The organism is Rhizobium sp. R339, assembly GCF_002211395.1.
GTDB lineage: Bacteria > Pseudomonadota > Alphaproteobacteria > Rhizobiales > Rhizobiaceae > Rhizobium.
This window is the reverse complement of sequence record NZ_LOKV01000012.1, coordinates 440,408-459,499: the sequence shown is the minus strand read 5'-3', so window position 1 is coordinate 459,499 and position 19,092 is coordinate 440,408. Positions and strand designations below refer to the sequence as shown.

Below are 19,092 nucleotides of genomic sequence, written 5' to 3'. Positions count from 1 at the left end.
GGCTTCGCCAGATTGCACACTAGCGATGCGGCTCCGAACCTGTCGTTTGGCGGCCGAACAGCGTCAAAGCGTGGACTGGCATCCGTTTAAGGGTGTTTTGCAGGCGAGATATGTACATGAATTCATCGCACCGCACCCCTCACTCGCTCCTTTGCGCGACGTTTGCCATCAGCGCATTCGTTTTTCTGGCCGGAGCCGCGCCGCCGGCTCTCGCCGACAGCGCGTCCTTGGCGCCACAAACGAAAATTCGCCTGACGATCGTCCAGTGGATGCAGTCCAAGGGCCAGTATGAACGCTGGGATGCGCTTGGCGGCGAATACAGCGTCTCCGAGGACGGTACGGTCTCCCTACCGTTCATTGGATCTATTTCCGTCGGCAATCTGAAAGACGCCGACCTTACAAACGAGATCGGCAAGCGTCTGCAGGAAAAGATCGGTTTGGTTCAGGCACCGGCGGTCAGCATCGAAATTCTCGAATACCCGCCGATCTACGTCGTGGGAGACGTGACCACGCCTGGGCAATACAGTTTCCACCCCGGACTGACCGTCCTGCAATCGCTTGCCATGAGCGGCGGTCCGCGTCGCGCCAAGGAACAGGAGGAAACGCATTCGATCCAGATCGTCGGAGAATTGCGCGAGATCGATCATTCGATCCTGCGCAGCAGCGCGCGGCTGGCGCGGCTCCAGGCGGAGATGGATGGAGCGAAGGACATCGTCTTCGATCAGGCGACCGGCGCCGATCAGCAATTTGCCGCCGCCATATACAATCAGGAAAGAATTATCTTTCGGGCTCGCGCCAATGCGGTGGAGAGGCAGGCAAGGGCGTTCACCGAACTGCGCGATCTTTTGACCACCGAGATCTCGACGCTGGAAGAGAAACTGACCGGCGCAGACGACATTATCAAAACTGTCGAGGACCAGTTGGCCAGCGTCAAATCCCTGGTCCAGAAGGGCCTGACGGTGTCGTCAAGGCAGATGGATCTGGAACGGTTGCTGACGACCTACCGCTCCGACAAGCTCGACCTTGTAACCGCGGTCATGCGGGGCCGCCAGGCGGTCAGCGAGGCGACGCGCAACCTCGAGGGGCTCTACGACACACGCCGGAGCGAAGTGGCGATCGAAGCACAGTCCGAGCGGGCAAATCTCGATCAATTCAAGCTGAAGCGCGAAACACTGCAGAAGCTGCTCATCACCGACCTTGGGAGCAATGACGGCGTCAAGAACCTGGTCGTTGACCTCCCGCTTACCTTCAGCGTGACCCGTCGCAGCGACGGACAAATCAGTCAGTTCGAAGCCTCGGAAACGACGGTGCTGGTACCGGGCGATGTGGTGAGGATCGTTCAGCCGCGCATTCTGGAGAATGCGCCACAGGCCAACACGGGACCGTCTTTCGAATCTCAGACGCTCGCAGATCGAGCCGTCCAGTGACCCGCGACGTGCGGACAGGCTCCAACCCGGGCCTTACGGCTGGAGTTGATCGATGACGTTACGCATGATCCCACCCAGCGGTCAGACTTATACCCAAATCCTGAAGTCGACGATGCTGATGGGCGGGTCATCGCTGGTAAATGTCGCCCTGAGCATCGTTCGCAACAAGGCGCTCGCTCTTCTGCTCGGTCCTGAAGGTATAGGGCTTCTCGGCCTTTACGGGGCGATCCTCGATATTGCGCAAGCGATAGCGGGTCTCGGCGTGAGCAGCAGCGGCGTGCGCCGGGTCGCCGAAGCGGCGGGCGCCGGCGACGAAGAGAAGATCGCGAGGTCGGCGACAGCGCTCCGGCGCATCTCGCTGGTGCTCGGGTTGCTTGGCGCGCTTTTGCTTGCGGCGCTGGCGTTTCCGGTGTCGAATTACACCTTCGGCGACTACCAGCATGCCGGCGGCATCGTGCTGCTGTCGCTCGCGGTATTCTTCCGGATCGTGTCTGCCGGGCAGGCCGCGTTGATCCAGGGCTTGCGGGGCATCGCAAATCTCGCCCGCATCAACGTGCTTTCGGGCCTCTTCGGCACGATCGTCAGCATCCCGTTGATCTATCTGTTCGGTGAGCGGGCGATCGCACCCTCTCTCGTGGCGATCGCGGCCGTGTCGCTTCTTCCCACCTGGTGGTACAGCAAACAAATATCCGCCCGCCCGCCGCCGATGTCGGCGCGCCAGTTCGGCCGGGAAGCCAAGGCTCTGTTCAGACTCGGCGTCGCCTTCATGGCAAGCGGGCTTCTGACCTTCGGCGCGGCCTATGCCATCCGCATCATCGTGCTGAATGAAGGGGGCGTCGTCGCGGCGGGATTGTATCAGGCGGCCTGGGCGCTCGGGGGGCTGTATGCCGGCTTCATTCTTCAGGCGATGGGAACGGACTTCTATCCGCGCTTGACCGCAACCACGGACAACAATGCCGAGTGCAACCGGCTGGTCAATGAGCAAGCGGAAATCAGCATGCTGCTGGCAGGCCCCGGCCTGATCGCCACCCTGACCCTGGCGCCGCTCGTCATGAGCTTGTTCTATTCGGCCGAGTTTCATGGAGCCGTGGAGCTTCTGCGCTGGATCTGCCTTGGAATGATGCTCAGGATCATCGCCTGGCCGATGGGTTTCATCGTGCTGGCGAAGGGTGCGCAAACGATCTTCTTCTGGACGGAGGTCGCGGCAACGCTGGTGCATGTGGGGCTCGCCTGGCTCTTCGTATCGAAGCTCGGCACGCTAGGGGCCGGCATGGCGTTCTTCGGCCTCTATGTCTGGCATAGTATTCTGATTTACGTGATCGTGCGCCGGCTTACCGGCTTTCGCTGGTCGCGCGCCAATCGCAGGCACGCGCTTCTGTTCCTGCCTGCATCGGGATTGGTCGTCTCAGGCTTTTTACTCCTGCCGGCATGGTCGGCGACGGTGATCGGCTGCGTCGCCGTCGTCGTGACCGGGCTTTACTCGCTGCGCATGCTGGTGGAACTGCTTCCACCGGAATCGCTGCCCGCAATCGTCAGGGGATGGATCACGAAATCCGCATGAGAAAAGCCGCGCATCGGACGATGCGCGGCTTTTCTGATGTTCTATCCACACGCCTCAGCAGGCAGGCATTGCTTCAGGCAGGTACGACGTCCTGCTCGGGCTGACGGACGACGCGTTCGGCGTCGGCAACGGCCTGGCGCAATGCCCCGATGACCCTTTCGATATCGACCTCCGTCATCTGGGCGTAAAGCGGCAGGATGATCGTCTGTTGCTGCGCCGAAACGCTTCGCGTCAGGCTGGTGGCGGCGCGATGGGAGTTTTGGCCGGCATAGGCTCCCTCCAGATGAATATTCATCACACCGCGTCGCGTCGATATTCCTTGATCGAGCAGCGCCTGCATGACGGCCCGCTGGTCGATTTCATCGGACAGTCTCACGCAGAAGCTTTGCCAGTTGCTGCGAGCCCAGCGGGGCTCGACCGGAATCGACAGACCGGGGATGGTGGACAGGCCCTCGCAATACTGCGAGGCGAATCGCCGTCGTTGCGCAACAAGCTCCGGCAGCCGGCGCAGCTGCACCCGTCCGACCGCCGCCTGGAGGTCGGTCATGCGGTAGTTGTAGCCTAGCTCGTCATAGTCCTCGAAGATCACCTGCTTGGAGCCGTGGCGGACAGCGTCGGTGACGCTCATGCCATGCTGGCGCCATAGCCGGAATTTCCGGTCATAGTCCGGATTCGCCGTCGTCAGCATGCCGCCATCGCCCGTGGTGACGACCTTTCGGGGATGGAAGGAGAAGCAGGCAATATCGCCATGGGGTTTGCCGATCTTTTCCCAGCGCCCTTCCCACAGGATTTCGCTTCCCGTCGCGCAGGCCGCATCCTCGATGACGGGTATCGAATGGCGCTTGCCGATCTCCACGATCGAGCGGAGATCGCAAGGCATGCCGAGCTGATGCACGCACAGGATCGCCTTGGTGCGGGGTGTGATCGCGGCTTCGATCAAGCCGGGGTCGATATTGTACCCATCCGGCTCGATGTCGACAAAGACGGGCACCGCATCGCAGTAGCGAACAGCGTTGGCGGTGGCGATGAATGAATGGCTGACGGTGATGACTTCATCGCCGGAACCGACGCCGGCCGCCTTCAAGGCCAGATGAAGCGCGGTCGTGCAGTTGGAAATGGCGCAGGCGTGCGGAGCGCCGACAAAGGATGCGAACTCGCTCTCGAAAGCGGCGACCTCGGGTCCCTGCGTCACCCATCCTGACAGAATGACGCGGCGCACGGCCTCGGCCTCTTCTTCCCCGAGAACGGGTTTGGCGACCGGAATTGCGGATTGAGGCGCGCTCATGCTGCCGCTCCCCCCGCGGCGGTCTGCTGCTGCCACCACGCGACGAGGTCACGAAGCCCTTGTTCCATCGAGATTTCCGCCTTGAATCCGAGCAACCGTTCGGCCTTGCTGATATCGGCGAGACGACGGGTGACGCCATTGACCGTCCGGGCCTCCTTGTGCTGCGGCTCGAGCGAAACGCCCATGACGCTGCTCAGCATCTGAGCGAGTTCCAGAAGACTTATTTCCTGGCCGCTGGCGACATTGAAGACTTCGTCGGTGACGTCGCTCTTGGCGGCGAGAATATTTGCCCGCGCGATATCGCGTGCATCGACGAAATCCATCGTCTGGCTGCCGTCTCCATAGATGAGCGGCGGCATTCCGGCCGCCAGACGTTCCATCCAGCGGATCAGAACTTCGGTGTAGGCGCCGTAAACGTCCATTCGCGGCCCGTAGACGTTGAAATAGCGCAGCGCCACATAGCGCAGGCCGTACATATCGGCGAAGCTGCGCAGCAAGCCCTCGTTGAAGGTCTTGGCCGCGCCGTAGATCGTCCGGTTATTGTAGGGGTGATGCTGCTCTGTGGTCGGGAAGCTTTCGGCAAGGCCCAACACCGAGGCGGAGGAGGCAGCAACGACCTTCGACACGCCTGCCTTCACGGCAGCTTCGAGAACATTGAATGTGCCTTCGGCCAGCACATCGAAGGCGAGCCGCGGTTCTTCGGCGCATTGCGTGATGCGGATCGCCGCCTGGTGGAAGACGGTGTCGACGCCTTCGAAGGTTTTCGCCAGAAGCGCTCTGTCGCGGATATCTCCGTCGATGATGTTGACGGACCCGCTTGATATCGCCGTGCTGAGATTGTCCCGGCGCCCGCGCACGAAATTGTCGAGGACGATGATTTCGCGAGGTTTTTCCAAGGCGACAAGATCGGCGATATGCGAACCGATCAGACCGGCGCCGCCGGTGATGAGCACTCGTTTGTTTCTCATGATCTTCCCTCACGCGACTTGTTCGTCATCGGATCATTCTCCGAACGCCAACGTATGAATTTCGCAGGTACGCCTGCGGCGACCGAGAACGGCTCGACGTCGGAAACGACGACTGCCCCCGCTCCAATGATCGCCCCCTTCCCGATGGTCACCCCGGGAAGAATGGTCGCATTCGTTCCGATGTCGGCCTCCGCGCCGATGCGCACCGGCCTGATTTCAAGATCCGTGCGAATGATCGGCACGTCCACCGGCAGCGCCGTGTGGGTCGAGCCCAGCACCTTGGCGCCAGGGCCCCAGCCGACAGAATCCCCGATCTCCAGATCGCGGGCGTCGAAATAGGCCATCGGGCCGATCCAGACATTGTTGCCGATCTTGCACGTCCCGTCGAAGCGTCCCTGGATATAGGCCTGGGCGCCGATGAACACGCCATCGCCGATTTCGAATGTTTCCGGATGTTTGAAGCCAACGCCGCCTGCAACCTGCAATCCGGTGCCGCAACTCCGCGCGATCGCCTGCCAGATCGCTTTTCGCATCAGCGTGTCGACAGGGCCGTCTCCGGTCGCAAAGCGACCGTAGAGTTCGATCAGGCCCGCACGCCCGTATGATTGCCTGAGCTCTTCGGCGAGCCCGGCCTGATAAGCCGGATCCGCCGGCCGTTCGTGGCGGCCGTGGACCGCCTGCACGATCCGGGCCCCGCTTGCATGACTAGCTGACATAGGCATACTCCAGCGCGGCCGCGACCTGGTCGATATGCCGTGAAGGCATCTCGGGATAGATCGGCAAGGAGAGCACCTCGCGTGCCGCGGCTTCCGAGACGGGGAAATCGCCGGCCTGGTAACCGAGATCGGCATGGGCCTTCTGCAGATGGACGGGTATGGGGTAGTGCAATCCCGAGGGTATACCCTCGGCGCTGAGCACACGCTGGAGTCCCTCGCGATCGGCGCTCCTGACGGCATAGACGTGATAGACGTGACGCCGGTCGGCTGTTTCGACGGGTAGTTTCAAATGTGGAAATCCAGCAAGCAGCGACGAGTAGCGGCGCGCATGAGCGCGGCGCGCCTCCGTCCAGTCCTCCAGATGCCGGAGCTTCACCCGCAGGATCGCGCCTTGAATGGCGTCCATGCGATAGTTGAACCCCTTCAGCAGATGGTGGTAGCGCTGTTCCTGACCCCAGTCGCGCAGCATACGCATCGTCTTGGCGTGGTCGTCGTTATTGGTGACAACAAGGCCTCCCTCGCCGCAGGCGCCGAGGTTCTTGCCCGGATAGAAGCTGAAACATCCCGATACGCCGATGCTGCCGGCGCGCCGCCCCTTGTATTGCGCTCCATGGGCCTGGCAGGCGTCTTCGATGACGGGGATGCCGTGGCGATCGGCAATCGCCTTGATCGCGTCCATATCGGCCATCTGACCGTAGAGATGGACGGGGATGATGGCCTTGGTCCGGGAGGTTATCTTCGCCTCGATCCCGGCCGGATCCATGGTGAGCGTCACGGGCTCGACGTCGACGAACACCGGCCGTGCGCCTGCGTAGCAGATTGCCGACACGGTGGCGACGAAGGTGAAGGGCACCGTGATGACTTCATCGCCGGGGCCGATGCCTGCGGCAAGCAGAGCGAGATGCAGCGCGCTCGTCCCGGTATTGACGGCTATTGCATGCTTGACATTGCAATAGTCGGCGAATTCCTGCTCGAAGCGCAGAACCTCTTCGCCCAGGACATATTGCCCGGAGGCGAGGACGCCGAGCACGGCGGCGTCGATCTCGCTCTTGATCGATTGATATTGTGCCTTGATATCGAGGAACGGGATCATGCAATGAGCCTCGCCTCTTCGAGCTCGATGATACGGCCGCGCTGAGCGAGCGACCGGCTTGCTGCTTCAAGGACCCGAACGACACGCAACCCGGCCTGCCCGTCCGTGATAGGTCGCGAATTCTGCTCGATGCACTCGACGAACTGATCCAGCTCGCGCTTCAACGCCTCGGTCATATCGAGCTTGGGCGCCCACATGTCGCCGCTGCGGTATCCCACCAGCATCTGGTGCACCTTCTCGCCATAGGCATCGGAATTTGGGCACATGGTGATGCCCTTGTCATAAACCTTGATCTTTTCGCTGGGCTCCAGGTCGTCATAGACGATCATCTTGTTGCTGCCGCCGATCAGCGTGCGGCGCACCTTGACCGGCGCCAGCCAGTTGACGTGGATATGAGCGATGAGCTTGCTCTCGAAGAAAAGCGTCAGATAGGCGATGTTCTCCGGCTCGCCGAGCACATGGCTCATGCCCGTCGCGGAAACCGCCACCGGCTTTTCCTGCAGGACATGGTCCAGGATGGAGAGATCATGCACTGCAAGGTCCCAGATGACGCTGACATCATGCTGGAAGAGCCCCAGATTGACCCGAACCGAGTCATAATAATACATGTCGCCGAGGCCGCTTTCGACCAGTTCGCGCATTTTGCGGACGGCGCCGGTGTGGACGAAGGTGTGATCGACGGCGAGCACCAGGCGTCGCCGCGCTGCCTCTTCGACCATCCGGGATGCTTCCTCCGTCGTCGACGCCATCGGCTTTTCGACGAAGACATGCTTTCCGGCCATCATTGCCTGCATTGCGAGCTTGTAGTGGGTCGAGACCGGCGTCGCGATCGCGATCGCATCCACTCTCGGATCACGCAGGACTTCCTCGAAATTATCGGTGATCGTCACTGCCGGATAGCGGCTCTTCACCGCCGCCAACCGATCGACATTGAGATCGCAGACTGAAATGAGCTGTGCGCCGCCCGCCTCCGAAATATTGCGAACCAGGTTCGGGCCCCAATATCCATATCCAACAACAGCAATGCCGATCATCGCATTCCTCCAAACGCTTGCATGTTTACTGACCGGTCATGAACGTGACCGGTGATCCTGGCCGGGACACCGGCAACAATAGCGCCGTCAGGCACATCCTTGGTTACGACAGCGCCGGCGCCGACCTGGGCGGCCTCTCCGATGGTCACGCCGGGCAGAATGGTGGCGTTGCTGCCGATCGATGCATGGCGCTTGACCAGTGTGGGAATGACGACCCAGTCGGCCTCCGTCTGCAGACTGCCGTCCGCATTCACGGCACGCGGGTAAGTGTCATTGGTAAACATCACCCCATGGCCGATAAAAACACCGTCCTCGAGCGTCACGCCTTCGCAGAGGAAGGAGTGGCTGGAGATCTTGCAGTCTTTTCCGACGACGGCGTTTTTCTGAATCTCGACGAAGGTGCCGATGCGCGTTCCCGCCCCGATCGTGCAGCCGTAAAGATTTACAAGATCCGGATGGTGGATAATGGTGCCGTCATCCAGTTTGACGTTTGCTGCAATCATCCCTGCAAAACCCCCTACTCTTGAACAGGTCCAGACTTTCAGTTGAAACAAACAATCGCTTGATTGCACCCGAGGTTTCACACCGACAGGACTAATATTTTTCTACAGTTCAAAGAGAATTGTTTTCTGCATCTGAGTAAAGAAACAAAACGTTTAAGGTTATTCACCTAAAGGCGTATCTACTTAGGACGACTTACGTCCTAATCATATAACGACCGACGTTGGTGGCGGGCTCACCGGCCGCATCCGCTGCCGATCCTACGCCGGAGACTGCGATTGTTTCCATGCATTTAGTGGCTCGCCGCAAAACTACGGTGTAAAAAATAAGTTTATTCTGAAGATTATCCAGTAACACGCAAGACTACTTCAGATTTATCTTTTGATTTCCGAATTATGATGGAAGTTGTGCGCGACTTAGCCTTTATTAGCTACTGTAACGTTCCGCGAACTGTGGTATTCGATTCCTACTTTAGAGTTTCCTAAACCCCCGTATTGAGAGGGGTCGGTACTCGGGGCGTAGTTCAGCGTAACGTGTTAGGGGAGGGTGAAGCTGTGAATTCAGCACTTATACCAAATTTGGACCTCAGGCAGGAGAACGTCGCTCTGCCGCTGAGGATGGAAAACAATTCGAACCCACCTGCCGTTCCGGGAAGACACACGCATTCGCTTGTCATTCTCGATAATCGTGAGCTCGATCGTCAATGCCTTGCGCAATGCATGTCTGCCCAGAAAGCGGATTTGCAGATTCTGGCATTTGGATCAATTGAGGAGTGGAAGCAGAAGCGCGATGAATATCCTCCGCTTTCGGCAATCCTCTTGAACGTCGGCGGCAAGAAAATCGATGAGCCGGCCGTTTCGGAGCAAATCCGGAAACTTTCATCGGAATTCGTATCAACGCCACTCGTCGTATTGGCCGACAGCGACGATTTCGGTCAGATCGTCAGGGCGCTCGAGTACGGAGCCAAAGGGTTCATACCCGCTTCAGTCAGCGTCAGCGTCTGCATGGAATTGATCGCCCTGTCGGTGGCGGGCGGAATTTTCGTGCCTGCAAGCGCCCTGTTCGCCATGCGTCACTTGCTGGACTCGAGCAATTCGACCGCACGTCCGCTGGCCGGCATATTCACGGATCGTCAAGTGGAAGTCGTAGAGGCGCTCCGACGCGGAAAGGCGAATAAGATCATCGCCTATGAGCTCAACCTGCGAGAAAGCACTGTAAAGGTGCATGTTCGCAATATTATGAAAAAGGTCAAAGCAACAAACAGAACGGAAGTCGTGTTCAAGCTCAACGATCTTTTTCTTTCGGGCGGCTCTGCGGCAAACAGCCTGTGCTGAGCGCATTCTCGCTTTAAACATCCTCGGTGGCTGCGCGGCGAATACGCCACCGAGTCCGCGATTTAACGCCGGAACGCCTCAGTTGGAGCACCTTCAGCTTTACCTGGGGCGTTTCTCATACGCGCTTCTCCAGGTGAGTGGGATTCCCCACAGCTAATTGCCGGTGCCCACAGGCTTGGAAAGCGCCATTCGAATCCTCCGCAACAGGCCTCTCTGCGACTGAGGGACCAGACCCCGCGCAAGATGCCAGAGATATCGGAACTCCGGCAGAGGCGGTACATTCGGCCTCAGGCGATTCAGGCGCAGCTTGATCATGAGGCCATCGACGCCGGAATATAGTCGAAGGCGCCAGGAGGCGTCACGTTTGAAGCGTAGAGATGCTGGTTTCTCGTCAGTCCCGCTTCCACCAATAGGAGCGGCACGAAGAACATTTGCAAGATCTGGCTGATGACAGCGCTCAAGAATATCGGAGAACCATGCAAGCCACTCGGAATCGCTCCGCTCGGGAATCTGGTGAATGCTTCTTCGATCCCTGCCATACCGTCCCGAGACGCTCCCTTCTCCTGAGCGACTAAGTTGCGAGATGACGAGGCGCGCGCGCCTGGATTCGTCGTGGGACAGTGATGGGTAGAAATCCTGCAGCTTCCGCGCCCGCTCAAACTGGCCCCTGCAGATCAAAGAGAGAAGGAAGTACGCCCACTCGACCGGATCCGGGTTTATCGCCCCATATTCGGTCATGGTCACCTTAACCAGGTCCACCAGAAGGTCATGGGCGCGATCGGCGTCGCCCTCCTGCAATGCACAGATGGCAAGGCGGAATCTGGCTTCGGGCAGGTAGGATACATAGTCCAGGCAGCGTGCGTAGCACTGCTTGGCCTCCCCCACCCTGCCCTCCTCGAGAAGCAAGTCGCCCTGCTTCAGCAAAACGCGATCGCTCGCTTGCCCCACGATATGGACGCTCTCTTGCTTGGAGATACGCGTGACCTTTGCAAGATCCGCGAAAGGGCCGGACTGGATGATCTTTTCGCCGAAGAGCAGGTCTTTGTTTAGCATAAACCATTGATATATTTGCGGCCTGTGTCTCAGTGTATGGCGCGAATGGATCAAACTGTGACCGGCTGCCGTGATGCGCTCTATTTCGTCGGGATGGGCAAAAAGGTAATCCAGTCGCTCGACCACGTTGCGGCCGTCAACAAAGACACAGTTTTCCATGTCGACAAAGCCGGCTGCTTCCACTGCTGCCGTGCGTTCCGTCACGAGACAGGCCCTCGCGCCTGGAATCTCGAAGTGCTTGCGCACGACTTCGCCGCCCATGGTGCCGCATGTGGGGACGAGGAGGCTCGCGTTGAGTGCGCGGGCATAAGCCTCTCCGGACAGGAGCTGGGAAGCGAGCTTGCTCTCATAGGCGTGTTGCGGTGAGACCAGGCAGGGGTAACGGTCCCGGATCATCGGAAAGACCGTCTGTCGCCAGGGATACAGGCCATAGGCTTGACCTGTCAGCGTGACCGGGATGACCTTTTGCTGACCATAGTCGCGGTAGACTTCCGGATCGATGAAATTTGGCCAGACGAACAGATTCTCCTTCACCGCCGGCATATATTCCGGAGTCATGGTTGCGATCGCGAAATACGTCTCGATGCCCCACTGCTCCATATCGGAAAGGAAGCCCGCGCGCCGATCGCACCATGGATCGGCATTGTGAAGGCCAAGCTTCGGTACGGCGAAATGGGTATTGGTGTTGGTGATCTTTATCCGATGTGAGCCATGCGAGCGATAGCCGCTTTCAAACAGCGTCAGATCCGGCTCGTACCTGTCGCATATCTCCGCATAATCGCAGTCGCGGTTGATGACGACGACATCGAAATGTGTTGCGAGGCATTTGACCTGCTGCTGCATGTGCAGCAGCAGGTAACCAGCCGCGTTCGCATTGGGCTGATGGTCCCATTGAAAGAAAACGAGACGCGGCTTTCGCTGATCAACGTTACTATTCATGTCCCTATCGAATGGCTTCCGGAGCAATGCGTTCGACGGTCGGAGCCGCCAGATGCGGGTAAGCCTCCTGCGAGGGCTTGACGTTGAGCCTGTTCCGCGCGCCGCCGGAAAGCTTCCACTCGAAATAAGCGATCGTTTTCTCGAGCCCGTCATGCAGGTTCACCGTCGGCTGCCAGCCGAGATCCTGCTTTGCGCGGCTGATATCCGGCTTGCGCTGCGTCGGGTCATCGACCGGCAGAGGCTTGTAGACGATGGTTGATTTCGATCCGGTCATTTCGATGACCATTTCGGCCAGTTCCCGGACCTGGAACTCGCCGGGATTGCCGAGATTGATCGGGCCTGTCATCCCGGCCGGCGCCGCCATCAGGCGGATGAAGCCTTCGATCAGATCGTCCACATAGCAGAAGGAGCGTGTTTGCGTGCCGTTGCCGAAGATGGTGATCGGCTCGTTTTGAAGCGCCTGAACGATGAAATTGGAGACGACGCGGCCGTCATTGGTCTGCATGCGCGGCCCGTAGGTATTGAAAATCCGCGCCACGCGGATTTCCACGCCATATTGACGGTGGTAGTCGAAGAACAGCGTTTCGGCGCAGCGCTTGCCTTCGTCATAGCAGGCACGGGGACCGATCGGATTGACGCTGCCGCGATACTCCTCGGGCTGGGGATGGACTGCCGGATCGCCGTACACTTCGCTCGTGGAGGCCTGGAAGATTTTCGCCTTGGTGCGTTTTGCCAGGCCGAGCATGTTGATGGCGCCGTGCACGTTGGTCTTCACGGTCTGCACCGGATCGAATTGATAGTGGACCGGAGATGCCGGGCAGGCGAGGTTGTAGATCTCGTCGACCTCCACATAGAGCGGGAAGGTAATGTCGTGGCGGAGCACCTCGAAACGAGGATCGTCAAGAAGATGCAGCACGTTGTCACGCGAACCGGTGTAGTAATTGTCCACGCAGAGGACGTCATTGCCCTCTCGCAAAAGCCTTTCGCACAGGAATGATCCCAGAAATCCGGTGCCGCCGGTTACCATAACTCGTTTTTGTCCGTGCATTGGTGTGCTCCCTGTTGATGGTTGCTTCGCGAAGCGAGGATCGTCAGTAGGCTCCCCTGCGCTTGAAGAGCGCAGGGATTGTGCTGAAAAGAATTTGGCAGTCGAACCACAGGGACCGATTGTCGATGTAGAACTCGTCAAGTTGCTGCTGCAGCTCGATATCCGCATTGCTTCGTTCGGATATTTGCCAAAGGCCCGTGAGCCCCGGCGTGACGGAACGGCGCTTGGCTCGAAATTCGCTGTTCATGGCCAGGAGGTGATATTCGGGGAACGGACGCGGTCCGACGATGGCCATCTCGCCCGCAATGATGTTCACCAATTGCGGAAGCTCATCGATGCTCGAAGAGCGCAGCATGTGTCCTATAACCGGAAGGACGCGCGGATCCTCCTTGAGCTTGAAATGGCTCAACCACTCCGCGCGCATAGCGGGGTTGTCTCGGAACAGTGCTTCAAGGCGCTGTTCAGCATTCTGATACATCGTCCGCAATTTCAGAACGTGCACCGGCTTGCCGGACCGCCCCTCCCTGGTATGCCGGAAGAAGACGGGGCCTGGATCAATGGCATAGATTGCGGCCGCGGCGAACGCGATGAACGGCGCGACCACGATCATTGCAGGGACGGCGATTGCGAGATCGAGGATCCGTCGAACCAGATCCGAGTTCACTGACTTCTCACAAGTGGCGAGGCGAATACCGATCTCTCCGCCGACATCCGCGGGTCGCAGTCCGCTTACCTTGAGGCTCGGCGTGTCGGACAGCAGAACGACTTCGGCGAACTTCCGGCGCATCACCGCCAAATCGGGTATCAGCGAGCCCGGGTCGCCCGCAACCACGGCAATGGAGGACCCGCCATCGGGCAATGCCTCCAAAGTATCGGCGAAAAAAGGCTCCGGCATGATACCATACTGCCAGTGGTCCTTGAAATGGGCCACGAGAGCGGGAGCAAGGTTGCCTGCCCCGATGACAACCGCGCGCTCCCCCCAGACTCCGAGCTTCCGGCAAAGGCCCCGTGCAAGCCAATGCACAAATGGCTGCACTATCAGCCCGAGAGCGAGGAACCCGATAGTGGCAAGCAGCAGTCGCTCCCCCTCCGGCAGGATAACTGCTCCGAACGCCGCCAAGACAGCCACCTTGACGGCAGCTAAAGTGCGCCGCCGCAGATGTTCGTGGTCATGCAGCCGGTATCCAGGATAGAGGCCGGCCGATGCGTAAAGAATGATCGCGGCGAGTGCTGCGATCGCGAACGTACGCTCGACCAGCGAGCCCTCCAAACCACCGGGGAGAAGGGACACGAGAACAAAATAGGCAATCAAATAGCCCGCAATGTCGCCGGCGACCAGGAAGGACGAGGTTGCAAGCCGAGGAAGCCGACGCCGTAGTTCGGGCATATTCGGCCCTGCCCAGTCAAAGGCATCGGCGGTCTTGGCTGCTATGGGCGGCACGGAACCTGCCGGGATCACCCGCGCCGTCATATCACTTGATGTCGCTGCCTTCGACGGACGCGGTCTTACTTCTGTCGATGCAAATAAGGACATGACGCTTTACCCCTCTACTGCATTTGTCCTGACGCGCCCGATCCAGAAATAGCGTCTTCGATCGGAAACTTCCGAAGCCCCAGTCTCTGGAATGCTGACAGTGAGATGAAGGTCGGCACGACGAGCGCGTAGCGCCGCCACAGCCGCCGCGGCTCGCACAGAAGACGAAACATCCATTCGAAGCCGCTTCTTTGAATGAATCTCGGAGCCTGCCGCTTCAGGCCGGCGTGGAAATCGAATGCGGCTCCGACACCGATGAGCATCGATGCGTCCAGACGATCACGCATGCGCGCCATCCAGAGTTCCTGCTTGGGACTGCTCAGCCCGACCCAGATGATATCGGCGCCCGATCGATTGAGCCGGTCAGCAATTTCCGTTTCCTCCGGCGTCGACAGGCTGCGAAAAGGTGGCGCATAGGAGCCGACGATCTGTGCTTTCGGAAATTTCTCGAGAAGGCGCGCCTGCAGTTGTTCGAGCGTTTCGGCCGTTGCGCCATAAAGGAAGTGGCGCAAGCCGTTGGAGCTGCCGGAATCGAAAACGGACAACATGAGATCCGGTCCATAGACCCTGTCGCTTTCGGCATGGCCCGCACGCTTCAATGCCCATACCAACGGCATGCCGTCAGGAGTTACGAGGAAAGCCCGGTTATGTATCGACCGGAGCTCGGGATCATCTTGACATCGGACGACGCCGTGTGCGTCGCGTACGCACACATATCCCTTCCTACCGTCCTCGATCGCTTTTTGAATAAAACCAGTCGCGCTTTTGAGATTAACTGCCGAAATGCGAACACCAAGGACATTAATCCATTCCAAAGAACTCGTTTGATTGAGAACTGAATCTTGGCTGCCGTCTACTGGTTGCTTTCTCATGACCTACGCTTTCGCGATCTAAACTGTCATCAGAATATGCTGCCAGGACGATTGCCTCCATACTTGCCCCTCCAACTGTTGGACGTAGAAGAGACCTCGTGTTTCTACGTCTTAGGCTGAGATAGGTTACATATTCGAAGTAAGGTGACGTACCCCTCGGCTTGCCAGGTTTGCTCTTTTTGATGAGCGCGGCCCCGAAAGAGCAGTCAAGCCTCGCAAAGCCGCAGAAGATAGTCGCTTCGCGCATGAATGGGAGTTCGAGCGCGAATAAAGCCGGCAGGGAGACATGCTGAACCTAAAATGCGCGATGACGGCGCCGGCTGGCGAGCCTCCAGAGCTTCCCGGCAGCACCAACCACCTGCAGAAAGACTTGAGCACCGATCAATATAGTTTACGCAGGATCTTCGAACGGATCTGGCCGCGGCTTCGCCTCGACGCTCAGAATGCTTTCACCTTGACGTGATCGCTCATTCGATGGATCGGCAGGCCTCCCGCCGCGTCGCAGTTTTCATGACCTTCGTCCGTCGGATGCGTGGACCTCGCCTATGCCGAGGAAGGCTACCCACCATCCTGAAGTTCCGGGGAACCTTCAGTGCAGAAGTGCTGAGACAGCTTGCTGTCATAATATAGCCCCGCCCACTATCGGGACGCCTGCCTCACTCCGCCAGGTGACGATCCGAAGGCGGGGATTCCCGGGCTGGAGCAACGCAGATTCAACACCTGACTTCTGGAGACGGTGATGGATTTGCGACGCACATCGAAATGATCGGCGCAGGAGCTTTGTGCCGTGTGAGACTAGAGGGAGACGCGGTCCTCGCACCGATAATCGAACACTTTTGGACGCGCTTTTGTGGATGGCTAGTGAGTCGCTGGCCGTCGATATGCTGCCTTATAAAGCGGCGGGCAGGCCCCGGTGCCCCTGCACGGCGGCCATTTATTACGCAAAAGATGCCAAAAATTGTTAAATTGAGAAAAAAAATGCCGTTTTTTCGTTTCGGAGGAAAAATCCACTCACGCCATCGGGTTTCCCTAATGTTTTCAATAGGGCTATGTCACTGTAGTTGCAGAAAGAATAATTCGCGGCAAACGGGACCTTTATACTGCCCCAATTTCAGCGACTCGAAATTCCGCAAATATTTCAAAATGTAACTTTGGAGTGATTTGGACATTGTGGCAGCAATAAGGCTCATTCATCTCAAGCACTTACTGTCGCGTTGCTGTTGCGCCCTCGAAAACGTCGGCCTATAAACCGCGCCGCAACGAGTGATTAGCTAAAATTAGCAATTGGTAAAGAACAACGCTAAGGTTGAGGACAAGACAATGACGACATACTACGTAGCAACGACCGGCAGCAGCGGCGGCAACGGCAGTGCCTCGTCTCCTTTTCGCACGATCAGCGAGGCAATGGCATCGAACCTTAGGCCCGGCGACGAGGTCGTGGTAAAGGCGGGGACCTACAACGAGGCCATCAACATCGACAAGGACGGCTCGGCAGCAGGCAACATCACGCTGCGCTCGGAAGTTCCCGGCGGGGCGCTGATCCGGCCGCCCGAGGGCTCGTGGAACGCGATCAGTGTCAACGCCAACTACGTTGTCGTTAAGGGCTTTGACATTGGCGGCGCCAACGGCGACGGCATCGAAGCGAACAATGTCCACCACATCCAGATCCTCGATAACAAGGTCCACGGCAGCGGGGAGTCGGGCATCCAGTTCAACCAGTCGGACTTCATCCGCATCGAAGGCAACGAGACCTACAATAACGCATCGACGGGCTGGTTCTCAGGCATCTCGATCTACCAGAACCGGAACATCACCGGCGACACCTCGACGGACGGCTACCGGACGATCGTGCGGAACAACATCTCGCACGACAACGTGACGAAGTCGGGCGCACACACCGATGGCAACGGCATCATCATCGATGACTTCCAGAGCACCCAGACGAGCGGTCATCCGAACTACACGTTCAAGACCCTGGTCGAAAACAACCTCGTCTACCAGAACGGCGGCAAAGGCATCCAGGTTACCTGGAGCGACTCCGTCACGGTGAAAAACAACACCGCATACCACAACAATCAGGACCCGCAGAACAGCGGCACCTGGCGCGGCGAGCTCAGCAACTCGGCGTCGAGCAACAACACCTGGGTCAACAACATCGCCGTCGCGGACCCGTCGATCAACAAGAACAACACCGCGATCGATAATACGTCGACCGACAGCTACAAGAACAGCAACGTCGTCTGGGCCAACAACATCACCTATAACGGCACGGCCGGCCAGGCCTCGGTCAAGACCGACGGCGGCAACGCGATGCCGAGCGCGGCGGACGGCAACAAGCTCGGCGTCGATCCGAAATTCGCGGGGGCAGCGAGCGACAACTTCCATCTCGGCTCGGGCTCGTCGGCGATCGACGGCGGAACCAGCAAATACGGCGTCGCCTCCGTCGATCTGGACGGCCACGCTCGCGTCGTTGGAACTGTCGATATGGGCGCCTATGAATCGGGCTCCAGCTCGACACCGACCACGCCGACCACACCGACCACGCCAACGCAACCGACTACGCCAACCACACCAACTACGCCGACAACCCCGACCTCGCCGACCTCGCCGACCTCGCCGACGAAGGTAATCACCGGCACTGACGGCAACGATATCCTGCCACACACCGGTCAGTCCAACGCCGGCAACGAAACCTACAAGGGTCTCGGCGGTAGTGACGTGTTGAAGGGCGGCGCCGGCGCGGATGTGCTCGACGGTGGCAGCGGCAACGACACGGCCAGCTATGCAGGCTCCACCGCGGTCAACGTCAACCTGGCGACGAAGGCCGCATCGGGCGGGCAAGCTGCCGGTGACAAGATCGCCAGCATCGAAAACTTGACTGGCTCCAGCTACAACGACGTGCTGACCGGCGGCAATGGCGGCAGCAACGTTCTCAATGGCGGGGCTGGCGCGGACAAGCTCAGCGGCGGCGCCGGCGGGGACGTTCTCAATGGCGGGACCGGCAGCGACACGGCCGGCTATGCGGGCTCCGGCGGGGTGAACGTCAACTTGGCGACTGGTGCCGCATCGGGCGGCCATGCCGCCGGTGACAAGTTCATCAGCATCGAAAACGTGACTGGCTCCAGCTACAACGACGTGCTGACCGGAAATAGCGGCAGCAACGTTCTCGATGGCGGGTCCGGCGCGGACAAGCTGAACGGCGGACTCGGCAACGACAAGCTGATCGGAAAAGCCGGCGCAGATGTTCTGACCGGCGGCGGCGGCGGCGATACCTTCGTCTTCGACGTGAAGCCCGACAATATCAGCATGGACAAGATCCGCGATTTTTCCTCTGCGGCGGGCGACAAGCTGATGCTTGATCATTCGGTGTTCACCGCGCTCAGCCTCTCCCATTTTTCGGACGAGAATTTCGTTCTCGGAACAAAAGCGCTGGAGGCGGATGACAAGCTGATCTACGATCAGAAGAGCGGCATTCTGTCCTATGACGCGGATGGAAGCGCAGCGGGCGCGGCCGTTCATGTCGCGGATCTCGACAATTCCGCAGCACTTCACTTCAAAGACTTCGTGCTTGTCTAATAACCGGGTCGGCCCGTCGCCTTTCAGGCGGCGGGCCCACACGTCACGGGCAGTCGTGTCCCTTCCTCTCGGTACGACAATCCCGGCCCCCTTTTCCGTTGACGCCACGCGTTCCGCAAAGAAGGAACCTTTGCGCTGGATCGTCTATCGC

At 59.1% G+C, this 19,092-nt stretch carries 14 protein-coding genes and 1 pseudogene; 5 read left to right on the top strand and 10 right to left on the bottom strand.

Going from position 1 to position 19,092, the window contains the following annotated elements:
• Window positions 1-110: 110 nt before the first annotated feature.
• Together ATY76_RS16285 and ATY76_RS16280 are read left to right on the top strand one after the other, a co-directional pair.
• Window positions 111-1,427, top strand: a complete 1,317-nt coding sequence (locus ATY76_RS16285) for a polysaccharide biosynthesis/export family protein (protein WP_088675764.1) — start codon at window positions 111-113, stop codon at window positions 1,425-1,427.
• A 52-nt stretch (window positions 1,428-1,479) separates the two neighbouring features.
• Window positions 1,480-2,988, top strand: a complete 1,509-nt coding sequence (locus ATY76_RS16280; RefSeq protein ID WP_088675763.1) for an O-antigen translocase — start codon at window positions 1,480-1,482, stop codon at window positions 2,986-2,988.
• A 73-nt stretch (window positions 2,989-3,061) separates the two neighbouring features.
• Here ATY76_RS16280 and ATY76_RS16275 read toward each other — a convergent pair whose 3' ends face one another.
• Genes ATY76_RS16275 through ATY76_RS16250 form a run of 6 tightly spaced genes read right to left on the bottom strand, consistent with a single transcriptional unit; the run spans window position 3,062 to window position 8,587 of the window.
• Window positions 3,062-4,273, bottom strand: a complete 1,212-nt coding sequence (locus ATY76_RS16275; RefSeq protein ID WP_088675762.1) for a DegT/DnrJ/EryC1/StrS family aminotransferase — start codon at window positions 4,271-4,273, stop codon at window positions 3,062-3,064.
• Window positions 4,270-5,241 carry an NAD-dependent epimerase/dehydratase family protein gene (locus ATY76_RS16270; protein ID WP_088675761.1) on the bottom strand — a complete coding sequence of 324 codons (972 nt, stop codon included), beginning with the start codon at window positions 5,239-5,241 and terminating at the stop codon, window positions 4,270-4,272. Before ATY76_RS16270 ends, ATY76_RS16275 begins: the two co-directional genes overlap by 4 nt.
• Complete coding sequence (locus tag ATY76_RS16265; protein WP_088675760.1) at window positions 5,238-5,957, bottom strand: acyltransferase; 720 nt, start codon at window positions 5,955-5,957, stop codon at window positions 5,238-5,240. The genes ATY76_RS16270 and ATY76_RS16265 overlap by 4 nt, the downstream gene beginning before the upstream one ends.
• A complete protein-coding gene (locus ATY76_RS16260; RefSeq protein ID WP_088675759.1) occupies window positions 5,947-7,050 on the bottom strand; it encodes a DegT/DnrJ/EryC1/StrS family aminotransferase in 1,104 nt (367 codons plus the stop codon). The genes ATY76_RS16265 and ATY76_RS16260 overlap by 11 nt, the downstream gene beginning before the upstream one ends.
• Window positions 7,047-8,084, bottom strand: coding sequence for a Gfo/Idh/MocA family oxidoreductase (locus ATY76_RS16255; RefSeq protein ID WP_088675758.1), 1,038 nt, complete (start codon window positions 8,082-8,084; stop codon window positions 7,047-7,049). The genes ATY76_RS16260 and ATY76_RS16255 overlap by 4 nt, the downstream gene beginning before the upstream one ends.
• Window positions 8,081-8,587: an acyltransferase gene (locus ATY76_RS16250; RefSeq protein ID WP_088675757.1), complete on the bottom strand. Its 507-nt coding sequence runs from the start codon at window positions 8,585-8,587 to the stop codon at window positions 8,081-8,083. The genes ATY76_RS16255 and ATY76_RS16250 overlap by 4 nt, the downstream gene beginning before the upstream one ends.
• A 552-nt stretch (window positions 8,588-9,139) precedes the next feature.
• On the opposite strand from ATY76_RS16250, the gene ATY76_RS16245 reads away from it, so the two are divergent.
• On the top strand, window positions 9,140-9,919 hold the full coding sequence (locus ATY76_RS16245) for a response regulator transcription factor (RefSeq protein ID WP_088675756.1): 780 nt from the start codon (window positions 9,140-9,142) through the stop codon (window positions 9,917-9,919).
• Between the two features lie 153 nt (window positions 9,920-10,072).
• Here the strand turns inward: ATY76_RS16245 and ATY76_RS16240 are convergent, their stop codons facing one another.
• The 4 genes from ATY76_RS16240 to ATY76_RS16225 are packed head-to-tail and all read right to left on the bottom strand — an operon-like array spanning window position 10,073 to window position 15,365.
• A complete protein-coding gene (locus ATY76_RS16240) occupies window positions 10,073-11,911 on the bottom strand; it encodes a glycosyltransferase (protein ID WP_088675755.1) in 1,839 nt (612 codons plus the stop codon).
• Between the two features lie 4 nt (window positions 11,912-11,915).
• Window positions 11,916-12,959 carry a UDP-glucuronic acid decarboxylase family protein gene (locus ATY76_RS16235; protein ID WP_088675754.1) on the bottom strand — a complete coding sequence of 348 codons (1,044 nt, stop codon included), beginning with the start codon at window positions 12,957-12,959 and terminating at the stop codon, window positions 11,916-11,918.
• Between the two features lie 43 nt (window positions 12,960-13,002).
• The gene (locus ATY76_RS16230) at window positions 13,003-14,493 is read right to left on the bottom strand and encodes a sugar transferase (RefSeq protein WP_088675753.1); all 1,491 of its coding nucleotides are present in this window, start codon (window positions 14,491-14,493) and stop codon (window positions 13,003-13,005) included.
• Between the two features lie 14 nt (window positions 14,494-14,507).
• Complete coding sequence (locus ATY76_RS16225) at window positions 14,508-15,365, bottom strand: WecB/TagA/CpsF family glycosyltransferase (protein WP_088675752.1); 858 nt, start codon at window positions 15,363-15,365, stop codon at window positions 14,508-14,510.
• Window positions 15,366-16,108: 743 nt separating this feature from the next.
• Here ATY76_RS16225 and ATY76_RS34235 point away from each other — a divergent pair.
• Window positions 16,109-16,225 (top strand): annotated as a pseudogene (locus ATY76_RS34235) (IS5/IS1182 family transposase); the annotation flags it as partial.
• Between the two features lie 460 nt (window positions 16,226-16,685).
• Window positions 16,686-18,941, top strand: coding sequence for a choice-of-anchor Q domain-containing protein (locus ATY76_RS16220; protein WP_088675751.1), 2,256 nt, complete (start codon window positions 16,686-16,688; stop codon window positions 18,939-18,941).
• The last annotated feature ends 151 nt before the right edge of the window (window positions 18,942-19,092 follow it).

Coding starts and splice junctions, on each gene's coding strand:
- ATY76_RS16240 (WP_088675755.1), bottom strand. CDS start 11,911: ATGAATAGTAACGTTGATCAGCGAAAGCCGCGTCTCGTTTTCTTTCAA.
- ATY76_RS16275 (WP_088675762.1), bottom strand. CDS start 4,273: ATGAGCGCGCCTCAATCCGCAATTCCGGTCGCCAAACCCGTTCTCGGG.
- ATY76_RS16225 (WP_088675752.1), bottom strand. CDS start 15,365: ATGAGAAAGCAACCAGTAGACGGCAGCCAAGATTCAGTTCTCAATCAA.
- ATY76_RS16260 (WP_088675759.1), bottom strand. CDS start 7,050: ATGATCCCGTTCCTCGATATCAAGGCACAATATCAATCGATCAAGAGC.
- ATY76_RS16280 (WP_088675763.1), top strand. CDS start 1,480: ATGACGTTACGCATGATCCCACCCAGCGGTCAGACTTATACCCAAATC.
- ATY76_RS16235 (WP_088675754.1), bottom strand. CDS start 12,959: ATGCACGGACAAAAACGAGTTATGGTAACCGGCGGCACCGGATTTCTG.
- ATY76_RS16250 (WP_088675757.1), bottom strand. CDS start 8,587: ATGATTGCAGCAAACGTCAAACTGGATGACGGCACCATTATCCACCAT.
- ATY76_RS16265 (WP_088675760.1), bottom strand. CDS start 5,957: ATGTCAGCTAGTCATGCAAGCGGGGCCCGGATCGTGCAGGCGGTCCAC.
- ATY76_RS16220 (WP_088675751.1), top strand. CDS start 16,686: ATGACGACATACTACGTAGCAACGACCGGCAGCAGCGGCGGCAACGGC.
- ATY76_RS16285 (WP_088675764.1), top strand. CDS start 111: ATGTACATGAATTCATCGCACCGCACCCCTCACTCGCTCCTTTGCGCG.
- ATY76_RS16255 (WP_088675758.1), bottom strand. CDS start 8,084: ATGATCGGCATTGCTGTTGTTGGATATGGATATTGGGGCCCGAACCTG.
- ATY76_RS16230 (WP_088675753.1), bottom strand. CDS start 14,493: ATGTCCTTATTTGCATCGACAGAAGTAAGACCGCGTCCGTCGAAGGCA.
- ATY76_RS16270 (WP_088675761.1), bottom strand. CDS start 5,241: ATGAGAAACAAACGAGTGCTCATCACCGGCGGCGCCGGTCTGATCGGT.